Annotated in this window: 11 protein-coding genes; 8 read left to right on the top strand and 3 right to left on the bottom strand. The window is 52.6% G+C overall.

What is annotated here, in order from left to right:
• Positions 1-55 precede the first annotated feature (55 nt).
• Positions 56-1,258: an acetate kinase gene (ackA, locus tag P349_RS10995; RefSeq protein WP_024908964.1), complete on the bottom strand. Its 1,203-nt coding sequence runs from the start codon at positions 1,256-1,258 to the stop codon at positions 56-58.
• Between the two features lie 337 nt (positions 1,259-1,595).
• On the opposite strand from ackA, the gene yfbV reads away from it, so the two are divergent.
• The 4 genes from yfbV to P349_RS11015 all read left to right on the top strand — a co-directional run bounded on the left by yfbV (position 1,596) and on the right by P349_RS11015 (position 5,216).
• Complete coding sequence (yfbV, locus tag P349_RS11000; RefSeq protein ID WP_008502875.1) at positions 1,596-2,051, top strand: terminus macrodomain insulation protein YfbV; 456 nt, start codon at positions 1,596-1,598, stop codon at positions 2,049-2,051.
• Positions 2,052-2,142: 91 nt separating this feature from the next.
• Entirely contained in the window at positions 2,143-2,637 is a 495-nt protein-coding gene (locus P349_RS11005; protein WP_008502874.1) for a YfbU family protein, read from the top strand.
• 11 nt (positions 2,638-2,648) lie between these two features.
• Positions 2,649-3,308, top strand: a complete 660-nt coding sequence (locus P349_RS11010; protein ID WP_032646613.1) for a sugar phosphatase — start codon at positions 2,649-2,651, stop codon at positions 3,306-3,308.
• A 75-nt stretch (positions 3,309-3,383) separates the two neighbouring features.
• Positions 3,384-5,216: an SLC13 family permease gene (locus P349_RS11015; protein WP_032646611.1), complete on the top strand. Its 1,833-nt coding sequence runs from the start codon at positions 3,384-3,386 to the stop codon at positions 5,214-5,216.
• A gap of 80 nt (positions 5,217-5,296) precedes the next feature.
• Here the strand turns inward: P349_RS11015 and yfbR are convergent, their stop codons facing one another.
• Together yfbR and alaA are read right to left on the bottom strand one after the other, a co-directional pair.
• The gene (gene yfbR / locus P349_RS11020; protein ID WP_024908967.1) at positions 5,297-5,896 is read right to left on the bottom strand and encodes a 5'-deoxynucleotidase; all 600 of its coding nucleotides are present in this window, start codon (positions 5,894-5,896) and stop codon (positions 5,297-5,299) included.
• A gap of 118 nt (positions 5,897-6,014) precedes the next feature.
• A complete protein-coding gene (gene alaA, locus P349_RS11025; RefSeq protein WP_008500204.1) occupies positions 6,015-7,229 on the bottom strand; it encodes an alanine transaminase AlaA in 1,215 nt (404 codons plus the stop codon).
• A 938-nt stretch (positions 7,230-8,167) separates the two neighbouring features.
• Between alaA and lrhA the strand changes: the two genes are divergently transcribed.
• The 4 genes from lrhA to nuoC all read left to right on the top strand — a co-directional run bounded on the left by lrhA (position 8,168) and on the right by nuoC (position 12,759).
• Positions 8,168-9,106 (top strand): transcriptional regulator LrhA, encoded by a 939-nt coding sequence (gene lrhA / locus P349_RS11030; protein WP_021241557.1) that lies wholly within the window; start codon positions 8,168-8,170, stop codon positions 9,104-9,106.
• A gap of 630 nt (positions 9,107-9,736) precedes the next feature.
• Positions 9,737-10,177, top strand: coding sequence for an NADH-quinone oxidoreductase subunit NuoA (nuoA, locus tag P349_RS11035; protein WP_014171000.1), 441 nt, complete (start codon positions 9,737-9,739; stop codon positions 10,175-10,177).
• Between the two features lie 15 nt (positions 10,178-10,192).
• Positions 10,193-10,867: an NADH-quinone oxidoreductase subunit NuoB gene (gene nuoB / locus P349_RS11040; RefSeq protein WP_003861482.1), complete on the top strand. Its 675-nt coding sequence runs from the start codon at positions 10,193-10,195 to the stop codon at positions 10,865-10,867.
• Positions 10,868-10,956: 89 nt separating this feature from the next.
• Positions 10,957-12,759, top strand: coding sequence for an NADH-quinone oxidoreductase subunit C/D (gene nuoC / locus P349_RS11045; RefSeq protein WP_023312537.1), 1,803 nt, complete (start codon positions 10,957-10,959; stop codon positions 12,757-12,759).
• Position 12,760: the final 1 nt, after the last annotated feature.

Genomic DNA, 12,760 nt, shown 5'->3' with positions numbered 1-12,760 from the left:
GCCCAAATGTAGCGGGTTACAAAACAGCACCGCCAGCATTGCTGGCGGTGTGGAATCAGGCAGTCAGGCGATGCGCGTCTTGCGCAATGACCAGCTCTTCGTTAGTTGGGATAACGATAGCCGGGCGGGTGCCTTCTTTGTTGATGAAGCCAGACTTGCCGAAGCGGGCAGCCAGGTTACGCTCGTGATCAACTTCGAAGCCCAGAACGCCCAGTTTACCCAGGGACAGTTCACGAACCATCGCTGCGTTCTCACCGATACCACCGGTGAAGATAACCGCGTCCAGACGGCCTTCCATCAGCGCAGTGTAAGAACCGATGTACTTCGCCAGACGGTGGCAGTAAACGTCCATTGCACGTTTAGCGTCTTCTTTGTCTGCGTAGTTGTCTTCAACATAACGGCAGTCGCTGGTGACTTCGGTCAGACCCAGCAGGCCAGACTCTTTGGTCAGCATTTTGTTGATCTGGTCAATGCTCATGCCCAGGGTGTCGTGCAGGTGGAAGATGATCGCCGGGTCGATGTCACCGGAACGCGTACCCATCACCAGACCTTCCAGCGGGGTCAGACCCATGGAGGTATCAACACATTTACCGTTACGGATAGCAGAAACAGAACCACCGTTGCCCAGGTGGCAAGTGATGATGTTCACTTCTTCAACCGGCTTGTTCAGCACTTTTGCCGCTTCCTGAGTTACATAGAAGTGGCTGGTGCCGTGTGCGCCATAACGACGTACGCCGTGTTCTTTGTACAGGCTGTACGGCAGGGCATAGAGGTAAGATTCTTCCGGCATGGTCTGATGGAACGCGGTGTCGAACACGGCCACGTTTTTGTCTTTCAGATTCGGGAAGGATTTCAGCGCTTCAGCGATACCGATCAGGTGAGCCGGGTTGTGCAGCGGTGCGAAGGATGCAGAGTCTTTGATACCCTGAATCACAGACTCGTCGATAACGACAGAGCTGGTGTATTTTTCGCCGCCGTGGACGATACGGTGACCAATCGCAGTCAGCTGAGCAGACAGTTCTGGTTTTTGTGCCAGAATAGTGTTAACGATAAAGTTCAGCGCTTCACTGTGAGCGGCGCCTGCACCTAAAGCCGCTTCTTGTTTGCTGCCGTCCATCTTCCACTTGATACGTGCTTCAGGCAGATGGAAACATTCGGCCAAACCAGAGAGGTATTCGTCACCGTTGAGCGCATCGATGATGGCGAATTTCAGTGAGGAGCTACCGCAGTTCAGAACCAGTACTAACTTACTCGACATGGAAGTACCTATTATTGATACGTGGCTAAAAAAACGTCAGTGAGTCTAACAGCGTAACGCATGATGACTCAGACATTTATGATTAACATCATGCCAAACGAACATTGTGGCATGATGGAAGAAATAACTATGATTTTATGCCATTTTGCACAATTTTCAGCCAATGGCATAATATGCAATAATTTGACGAGTTACTGATTCTCGTCTACGGCCCTATCAGGCTGGCACAGGATACCCGATACGGGGTAGAGATGACAAAATATTTTGAACGTTGTCATAGCTTGTTGTGGTTTTGCACGAAAATTTTAATTTTTATATGTGAAGTTGAGGTACAGCCATGTCGACACCAGAGAACCCGTCCGTAAATTTCTTTAGTCTGTTTCGTCGGGGACAGCATTACGCAAAGACGTGGCCGATGGAAAAGCGCCTTGCGCCTATGTTTATTGAGAATCGCACCATCCGCGCCACGCGCTATGCGATTCGCTTTATGCCGCCTGTCGCTATCTTTACGCTGTGCTGGCAGATTGCGTTGGGTGGGCAGCTTGGACCTGCGGTCGCCACGGCGCTCTTCGCATTAAGCCTGCCGATGCAGGGACTGTGGTGGTTAGGTAAACGGTCCATCACCCCGCTTCCCCCTTCTATTTTACACTGGTTTTATGAAGTGCGCGGTAAGCTGGAAGAGGCCGGGCAGGCGCTCGCCCCGGTTGAAGGCAAGCCGGATTACCAGGCGCTGGCGGACACGTTAAAGCGTGCTTTTAAGCAACTCGATAAAACATTCCTCGATGACTTGTGATTGATCATCGAAACGACGACGAAAAGAAGGCACAGTAACAATCAGTTACCGTGTCTTTTTTTTAAGTGCAATGCGCTACAGGAGTCGAAAGATGGAAATGACCCATGCTCAACGTCTGATTTTGTCCAATCAGTACAAAATGATGACTATGCTTGATCCCGATAACGCTGCGCGCTACAGCCGCCTGCAGACCATCGTCGAACGCGGTTTTGGTTTGCAAATGCGCGAACTGGACCGCGAGTTTGGCGAGCTGAAAGAAGAAACCTGCCGCATCGTGATCGACATTATGGAGATGTATCACGCCCTGCACGTCTCCTGGACGAATCTCAAAGATCAGCAGTCCATTGACGAGCGCCGCGTGACCTTCTTAGGCTTTGATGCGGCAACGGAAGCGCGTTATCTGAGCTATGTTCGCTTTATGGTGAATACGGAAGGGCGCTATACCCACTTTGACGCGGGCACCCACGGCTTCAACGCGCAGACCCCGATGTGGGATAAATATCAGCGTATGCTGAGCGCGTGGCATGCCTGCCCGCGTCAGTACCATTTAAGCAGCAACGAAATTCAACAAATCATTAATGCCTGACGGAGGTGCGTGTGCAGTGTAGAGGTTTTCTGTTTGATCTGGACGGTACGCTGGTGGATTCGCTGCCGGTGGTGGAGCGTTCCTGGTGCCACTGGGCTGACAGACATGGCATCGACCATCAGGACGTGCTGAATTTTATCCATGGCAAACAGGCCATCACCTCGCTACGGCACTTCCTGGCCGGACGCTATGAGGACGAAATTCAGGCGGAGTTCAAATACCTGGAACACATTGAAGCCACCGATACGGACGGCATCACCGCGTTACCAGGCGCGCGCGAACTGCTTGAGCATCTGAACGAGGCGCAGATCCCGTGGGCTATCGTCACCTCCGGTTCCGTGCCGGTTGCCCACGCCCGACACAAGGCGGCAGGCTTGCCAACCCCCGACGTATTCATCACGGCGGAGCGCGTGAAGCGGGGTAAACCGGAGCCTGACGCATTTTTTCTGGGGGCCGAACTGCTGGGCCTCGACCCCGCAGAGTGCGTGGTGGTGGAAGATGCGGCGGCTGGCGTACTGGCCGGGCTGAACGCAGGAAGTCACGTCATCGCTGTTAACGTTCCGGCCGGATCCCCCCGGCTGGACGAGGCAGATTTGGTGCTGGATTCACTGACGGCCCTGTCTGTTTCAAAAGCCTCTGACGGAGTTGTAACCGTCTCGCTAAAAGTGTAATCCCATGATATGGCCCCACATTGCTGGGGCTTTTTTATGGCAAAATTCCTCATCTTCCACTGACAAGGATAAGTTGTGAACGGTGAACTGATTTGGGTCCTGAGCCTGCTTTTAATCGCCATCCTTCTTTTTGCAACGGGCAAGGTACGCATGGACGCCGTCGCCCTGTTTGTCATCGTCGCGTTTGTGCTGAGCGGTACGCTCACGCTACCGGAAGCCTTCTCCGGATTTAGCGATCCCAACGTTGTCCTCATCGCCGCCCTGTTTATCATCGGGGATGGGCTGGTGCGCACCGGTGTGGCGACCATCATGGGGTCGTGGCTGGTGAAGGTGGCGGGCAACAGCGAAACCAAAATGCTGATCTACCTGATGGTGACCGTCGCCGGACTGGGGGCGTTTATGAGTTCCACGGGCGTGGTCGCCATCTTTATCCCGGTGGTGTTGAGCGTTTCCATGCGGATGCAGAGCTCGCCGTCTCGCCTGATGATGCCCCTGAGTTTTGCCGGTTTGATCAGCGGGATGATGACGCTGGTGGCAACGCCGCCAAACCTGGTCGTTAACAGCGAACTGATCCGCGAAGGATTTGAGGGCTTCAGCTTTTTCAGCGTCACCCCGCTGGGGCTGGTCATTCTGGTGTTGGGTGTGGTCTACATGCTGCTGACCCGGTTTGCCCTGAAAGGTGAAAAACAGGAAAAAAATAAAGAAGGGTGGAAGCGACGCACCTTCCGCGATTTGATTAAAGAGTACCGCCTTACCGGGCGCGCGCGCCGTCTGGCTATTCGCCCCGGCTCGCCGATGGTAGGACAGCGGCTGGATGACCTGAAGCTGCGTGAGCGCTATGGCGCGAATGTGATCGGCGTAGAGCGCTGGCGGCGGTTTCGTCGGGTGATCGTCAACGTCAACGGGGTGTCGGAATTCCGCGCGCGGGACGTCCTCCTGATTGATATGTCCACTGCGGACGTGGATCTGCGCGAGTTTTGCAGCGAACAGCTGCTGGAACCAATGGTACTGCGTGGGGAGTATTTCTCCGATCAGGCGCTGGATGTTGGCATGGCCGAGGTGTCGCTGATCCCTGAATCGGAACTGTTGGGCAAAACCGTGCGGGAAATGGGGTTCCGAACCCGCTATGGCCTGAATGTCGTGGGGCTGAAGCGCGATGGCGTAGCGATGGAAGGGGCGGTGGTGGATGAACCGATCCTGCTGGGCGATATTTTTCTCGTCGTCGGGAACTGGAAGCTGATAAGCCAGCTCGGGCAAAAAGGGCGTGATTTTGTGGTGCTCAACATGCCTGTTGAGGAGAGCGATGCCTCCCCGGCGCACAGCCAGGCCCCCCACGCGATTTTTTGTCTGGTACTGATGGTGGCGCTGATGCTGACCGATGAGATCCCCAATCCGGTCGCGGCAATTATTGCCTGTCTGTTGATGGGTAAATTCCGCTGTATTGACGCCGAAAGCGCCTATAAAGCCATTCACTGGCCGAGCATTATTCTCATTGTCGGGATGATGCCCTTCGCCCTGGCGCTGCAAAAAACCGGCGGGGTGGATCTTATCGTTAAAGGCTTAATGGACGTGGGCGGCGGGTATGGGCCGTACATGATGATGGTCTGTCTGTTTATCATGTGTGCCACTATCGGTCTGTTTATCTCCAATACCGCGACGGCGGTACTGATGGCGCCGATTGCGCTGGCGATGGCCAAATCCATGGGCGTGTCGCCGTATCCTTTTGCGATGATGGTCGCAATGGCGGCCTCAGCGGCATTTATGACGCCAGTTTCTTCACCGGTGAACACGCTGGTGCTGGGGCCGGGGAACTACACATTCAGTGATTTCGTGAAGCTGGGCGTGCCGTTCACCGTGCTGGTGATGGTGGTGTGCGTGGTATTGATACCGGTTCTGTTCCCGTTCTGAGCATTTTGCCGGGTGGCGGCTTCGCCTTACCCGGCCTACAATCCCGTAGGCCCTTCAAGCGCAGCGCCGCTGGGCGAAAATCAGAGTGGCGAATCCTGGCTAATCTCATCCAGCGACAGATGGAAGCTCGGTACAAACACCTGCATAAAGTAATCCATCTCTTCGCTGCGGCGGGATTCCAGCGTTTTTTCCAGACGCGTTTTTGCCAGTAAAAATTCGTTATTCCCCGCGGACAACTCTTCCAGACACTTGAGGTAGGCGCAGAGCGCGTCGGCCTGTTTGACCAGCGACTTTTCATCTTCCGTGTACTGATGCTCATCGATGAGCGGCTCAAAGATGTCGCGCAGTTCTTCAGGCACCATGTCAATCAGCTTCTGCTGGGCAATTTTCTCGATGGCCTTATATTCCTGCGCAATCTGCGAGTTGAAATACTTTACCGGCGTAGGCAGATCGCCGGTCAGCACTTCTGACGCATCGTGGTACATCGCCAGCAGGGCAATGCGCTCTGGATTGACCTGACCGTTGAATTTGCGGTTTTTAATGGCGGCCAGCGCGTGAGCGACCATCGCAACCTGCAGGCTGTGCTCTGACACATTTTCCGTGCGGACATTGCGCATCAGAGGCCAGCGGTTGATGAGTTTCAGGCGGGAGAGGTGGGCAAAGAAATGACTCTGACTCATAGGGTACCTTTTGTCTTCACTGCGACAGGCGTTCATTGTGCGGGGAGGGGAGGGAAGATGCAAATCTGAAGGTGTTGTAGGCCGGGTAAGCGCAGCGCCACCCGGCAGAAAGCCAGCGTTACTGATGATAACCGGACAGGAAGCGCCCGAAGCGGCTGATGGCCATTTCCAGATCATCTTCGCGCGGCAGCGTCACGATACGCACGTGATCCGGCCACGGCCAGTTAAACGCCGTACCCTGAACCAGCAGCACTTTTTCCTGCAGCAGGAAATCGAGCACCATTTTCTGGTCGTCATGAATATTAAAGCGCTTCGCGTCAATTTTCGGGAACATGTAGAGCGCGCCATTCGGCTTCACGCAGGAGACGCCAGGAATATCGTTGATCAGTTCCCACGCACGGTTGCGCTGTTCGTACAGGCGACCGCCGGGAACGATGAACTCGCTAATGCTCTGATAGCCACCCAGCGCCGTCTGGATCGCGTGCTGCGCCGGAACGTTGGCGCATAAACGCATGGAGGCCAGCATCTCCAGCCCTTCAATATAGCCTTTGGCGTGCTTTTTCGGACCGTTCAGTACCATCCAGCCCTGACGGAAACCGGCCACTCGGTAGGTTTTAGACAGGCCGTTAAAGGTGACGGTCAGCAGATCCGGGGCCAGCGCAGCGATTGAGTGGTGCTGTGCCGCGTCGTACAGGATCTTGTCGTAGATTTCGTCGGCGAAAATGATCAGGTTGTGCTGACGGGCCAGCTCGACGATCTCCATCAGCAGCTCTTTCGAGTATACCGCGCCCGTTGGGTTGTTCGGGTTAATGATCACGATGCCGCGCGTGCGGGGCGTAATTTTCGCGCGAATATCATCGAGGTCCGGGAACCAGTCAGAGGACTCGTCGCACAGGTAGTGCACCGCTTTACCGCTGGACAGTGACACGGCTGCCGTCCACAGCGGATAGTCCGGCGCGGGTACCAGCATTTCGTCACCGCTGTTCAGCAGCGCCTGCATCGCCTGCACGATCAGTTCGGAGACGCCGTTGCCGATATAGATATCTTCAACGGTAACATCACGCATACCGCGTGCCTGGTAGTGCTGCATAATGGCTTTACGTGCGGAGTAAAGTCCTTTTGAATCGCAATAGCCTTGTGCAGTAGGAAGGTTGCGGATCACATCAACCAGAATTTCATCCGGCGCTTCAAAACCAAATGGCGCAGGGTTACCAATGTTGAGTTTCAGAACCTTGTTGCCTTCTTCTTCAAGGCGTTTTGCCTCTTTCAGAACCGGGCCGCGGATGTCATAACAGACGTTATCTAGCTTGCTGGATTTTTCGATAGGGGACATGAACCTTTAACCTTTTCGCTATGATTGCCGCTCCCTGCCGTGGAAGTCAGCACGGAATAATGTACTCCCCCCTCGCTTCGTTTTGAAGGGTGTGCAGTAGAAGATTTTGTGCCGGGAGCAAAATTTTGATAAATCTTTTTCTCTGCTTGTATGCTTTTATGCTGGATTAAAGTTGTGCACACCGTGCCATGTTAGGTTAAATGTGCTATTCATTTGTCAAAATTGTGTATATTGTGCTTGTAAAAATAGGTGGGAAGCAGGACAAAGGTGGCAATCACTCTGAGTGACATTTCGTTAAACCTGAATGCTTGATACCTGTTTCTGTAATAGCATACTGTGGCTAAAAGTTACTCATGTGAAATTAATGTTAAGTGCCATTAATGAATGGTCTTAATCTAAATTAAAATTTATTTATTATTAACCTAAAAAATGCAACTTTAGTTAATTCTAATAAAATTAGTTTAGAAGCTTAACATTCTTCTTTAATCCTCAATATTGCAATAAGACTTATAAATAAAGTGGATTTGGGTTAAGATGTCTTCCAGGAAAGCAGAGTGCAGATACACGTTTTTTGTATATCTGTGACTGGTTTTCCTCATTAATTGATTGTTATTGTTGGAGTTATCTCTGGCTGGAATGTGTCGAACATCTCCTGCTACGTTGACAGCGCTGCGATACAGATGGCAGAAAAGGTGTTATACCTTTAATGTAATTTACATAAACCTGCGAACATCTAAATATCCTGAACGTTTAAGAGAATAAAAATAACGTCATGAAACGTGCTTTCTGACTGTTGATATAAAGCAGCACAATAACTATCTGTCAGGCAGTCTGCCGGGCCGGGATGCGAGGGAAAATCTTCAGAGGGAATTGCTTAACTGTACACACACAGCTTCAACCCGGGCAGCTCCGCACGAGCAACCTGAAAGTGAATAGATATGATAAATGCAAATCGTCCGATAATGAATCTCGACCTCGATCTGCTGAGAACGTTTGTTGCGGTCGCCGATCTCAACACTTTTGCAGCCGCTGCTGCCGCCGTTTGCCGAACTCAGTCTGCCGTCAGCCAGCAAATGCAGCGGCTGGAGCAACTGGTTGGTAAAGAGCTTTTTGCGCGTCATGGGCGTAATAAGCTCTTAACGGAACACGGTATTCAGCTTCTGGGTTATGCCAGGAAAATTCTTCGCTTTAATGATGAAGCATGTATGTCATTAATGTTTAGCAACCTTCAAGGGGTGCTAACGTTAGGCGCATCTGATGAGTCAGCGGATACTATATTGCCGTTTCTTCTCAATCGTATTAGTTCGGTTTATCCGAAGCTTGCGCTGGACGTTAGCGTAAAGCGTAATGCCTTTATGGTTGAGATGTTAAATGAGAATAAAGTCGACCTGGTGGTCACCACGCATCGTCCCGGGCAGTTTGACTGCCTGACGCTGCGTACATCGCCTACGCACTGGTATTGCGCGGCCGAATATGTGCTGCAAAAAGGGGAGCCGGTTCCACTGGTCTTACTTGATGACCCGAGCCCGTTCCGCGATATGGTGCTCACGGCGCTGAATGAGGCCAACATTCCGTGGCGTCTGGCGTATGTGGCTTCCACGCTGCCAGCGGTCCGTGCTGCCGTGAAGGCCGGTCTGGGTGTGACGGCCCGTCCGGTTGAGATGATGAGCCCCGATCTGCGCGTCCTGGGAAAATCTGATGGGCTTCCTGCGCTGCCGGATACGGAGTATCTGCTCTGCCACAATTCGTCCAGCCATAACGAGTTGGCCAAAGTGGTGTTCGAGGCGATGGAAAACTACCATAACCCGTGGCAGTTCGAACGCGTTACCTCCGAAGGGGGGGATGATTCCCTGATCGTTGAAGGGGATTTCGAGTGATCGATAGCTCAAAATTCTGGTAACAAAATGTAAGTGTAAAAAAAAGCCACTCGTGTGATTTTCACATGCAGTGGCTTTTTTTTAGCAAAAATATCCGCTTATGGCGCATGGGTTTTCAGGATACTTCATATTTATCAACATGCTAAATGCTTTTGCTTAAAACTTGTCCGTTTTCCGTTCTAACTTCAACCACCTACCTCCCATGTTAAAAAAACAGGAAATATGTTGCCGTTTTCCTGGTTGAATTAACAAAAGCGTGTCACAGATCAAGAAAATACTCCTATTTGGGGGGAGGAATCGTTGGCAAATCCTGTCAAAATAGGAGGGTTATTTTTTTTACTTCCGAAACGGACACGATTCAACAACATACATTTGACGGAAAGTCATGCACCCACCAGGGTTAAAGGGCACCAAATGTTAATGAGAATCGCTCGATGTAATTTAATGTGAAGAAACCTTTGTTAAAGTTGACAATAGGTTATAGAAAGGAGTAAAAAACCCCATCATTTTGCTGTCTACGTCTCATTTCTGACAGTTAGTGTAAGGTTATTTGTTCCTCCCCATGAATCGATGTGATGCCCATCTGCCAGCAAGAGCAGTGTCGTTGGTATCACTTTTGATGAGTAAGCAATGAGTATGTCAACATCCACAGAAGTCATCGCTCATCACTGGGCATTCGCAATCTTTCTTATTGTAGCCATTGGCCTGTGCTGCCTGATGTTAGTCGGCGGCTGGTTCCTGGGCGGTCGCGCCCGTGCAAGGCACAAAAACACACCTTTCGAATCAGGTATTGATTCAGTAGGTTCCGCTCGCTTACGCCTGTCTGCCAAGTTCTATCTGGTAGCCATGTTCTTCGTCATCTTTGACGTGGAAGCGCTTTACCTTTTCGCATGGTCAACCTCCATCCGCGAAAGTGGTTGGGTGGGCTTTGTCGAGGCCGCAATTTTCATTTTAGTGCTACTGGCCGGTCTGGTTTATCTGGTGCGTATTGGCGCGCTTGACTGGACGCCTGCGCGTTCACGTCGTGAACACATCAACCCGGAAAACAGTATCTCTAATCGTCAGCAGTAACAGCGAGGCAATAAGATGGATTATACGCTCACCCGCATAGATCCTAACGGTGAGAATGACCGTTACCCCCTGCAAAAACAGGAGATCGTAACAGACCCCCTGGAGCAAGAAGTCAATAAAAGCGTGTACATGGGCAAACTCGAACATGCCATGCACGATATGGTCAACTGGGGTCGTAAGAACTCCATCTGGCCATACAACTTTGGCCTTTCTTGCTGCTACGTTGAAATGGTGACGTCATTCACTGCGGTGCATGACGTTGCGCGTTTTGGGGCCGAGGTACTGCGTGCTTCACCACGTCAGGCTGACCTGATGGTGGTAGCCGGTACCTGCTTTACCAAGATGGCACCTGTTATTCAGCGTCTTTATGACCAGATGCTGGAGCCAAAATGGGTTATCTCCATGGGCGCATGTGCAAACTCTGGCGGTATGTACGACATCTATTCCGTCGTACAGGGCGTAGATAAATTTATCCCAGTGGATGTGTACATCCCGGGTTGTCCGCCACGTCCGGAAGCTTACATGCAGGCGCTGATGCTGCTGCAGGAGTCTATCGGTAAAGAACGTCGCCCACTGTCGTGGGTTGTTGGCGATCAGGGTGTGTATCGCGCGAACATGCAGTCTGAGCGCGAGCGTAAACGTGGTGAACGTATTGCCGTCACCAATCTGCGTACGCCTGACGAAATTTAATTTGCGCCTGTAGGCCTGGAGAACACCTTCGCATATCACTACTCAAATAGCGCGAAGCCAGGCTCAACAGTCACCACGGACCATTTGCAATGGTGAACAATATGACCGACTTAACCGCGCAAGAAGCCGCCTGGCAGACCCGGGATCATCTGGATGACCCAGTCATTGGCGAACTGCGCAACCGTTTTGGGCCGGATGCCTTTACTGTTCAGGCTACCCGCACCGGGGTACCCGTTGTTTGGGTGAAGCGTGAGCAATTGCTGGAAGTTGTCGATTTCCTCAAGAAATTGCCAAAACCGTACGTCATGCTGTTTGACTTACACGGCATGGATGAACGTCTGCGTACCCACCGCCAGGGTCTCCCTGCTGCGGATTTTTCCGTTTTCTACCACCTGATCTCAATAGACCGTAATACGGATATCATGCTCAAGGTGGCATTGTCTGAAAACGACATGCATCTGCCGACGATCACTAAACTTTTCCCGAACGCCAACTGGTACGAGCGTGAAACCTGGGAAATGTTCGGCATGACCTTTGACGGCCACCCGCACCTGACGCGCATCATGATGCCGCAGACCTGGACAGGCCACCCGCTGCGTAAAGACTACCCGGCACGTGCCACCGAATTCGATCCGTTTGAGCTGACCAAAGCCAAGCAGGATTTAGAGATGGAAGCGCTGACCTTCAAACCGGAAGACTGGGGCATGAAGCGCGGTACCGACAACGAGGACTTCATGTTCCTCAACCTCGGTCCAAACCACCCGTCTGCGCACGGTGCATTCCGTATTATTCTTCAGCTTGACGGCGAAGAGATTGTCGACTGCGTGCCTGACATCGGCTACCACCACCGTGGTGCTGAGAAGATGGGCGAGCGTCAGTCCTGGCACAGCTACATTCCGTATACCGACCGTATTGAGTACCTCGGCGGCTGCGTCAACGAGATGCCATACGTGCTGGCCGTTGAGAAACTGGCGGGTATCGTTACGCCGGATCGCGTTAACGTGATTCGCGTCATGCTGTCAGAGCTGTTCCGTATCAACAGCCACCTGCTGTATATCTCCACCTTCATTCAGGACGTCGGCGCGATGACCCCGGTCTTCTTCGCCTTTACCGACCGTCAGAAAATCTACGATCTGGTGGAAGCGATTACCGGTTTCCGTATGCACCCGGCCTGGTTCCGTATCGGCGGTGTGGCACACGATCTGCCGCGCGGCTGGGACCGTCTGCTGCGTGAATTCCTCGACTGGATGCCAAAACGTCTGGCCTCTTACGAGAAAGCCGCGCTGCGCAATACCATCCTGAAAGGCCGTTCCCAGGGCGTTGCTGCCTACGGCGCGAAAGAAGCGCTGGAGTGGGGGACGACAGGTGCAGGTCTGCGTGCGACCGGTATTGATTTCGACGTGCGTAAAGCGCGTCCTTACTCTGGCTACGAGAACTTCGACTTTGAAGTCCCGGTGGGCGGTGGTGTTTCCGACTGCTACACCCGCGTGATGCTGAAAGTAGAAGAGCTGCGCCAGAGTCTGCGCATCCTTGAGCAGTGCCTCAACAACATGCCGGAAGGCCCGTTCAAGGCGGATCACCCGCTGACGACGCCGCCACCGAAAGAGCGCACGCTGCAACATATCGAAACCCTGATCACCCACTTCCTGCAGGTTTCCTGGGGTCCGGTCATGCCGGCGCAAGAATCCTTCCAGATGATTGAAGCGACCAAGGGTATTAACAGTTACTACCTGACCAGTGACGGCAGCACCATGAGCTACCGTACCCGCGTGCGTACGCCGAGCTTTGCGCACCTGCAGCAGATCCCGTCCGCCATCCGCGGCAGTCTGGTCTCCGACCTGATTGTGTATCTGGGTAGTATCGATTTTGTTATGTCAGATGTGGACCGCTAAT

The organism is Enterobacter sp. DC4 (assembly GCF_000568095.1).
Taxonomy (GTDB): Bacteria; Pseudomonadota; Gammaproteobacteria; order Enterobacterales; family Enterobacteriaceae; genus Enterobacter; species Enterobacter pseudoroggenkampii.
Note: the sequence above shows the minus strand (reverse complement) of the source record. Positions and strands in the feature narration are given on the sequence as shown.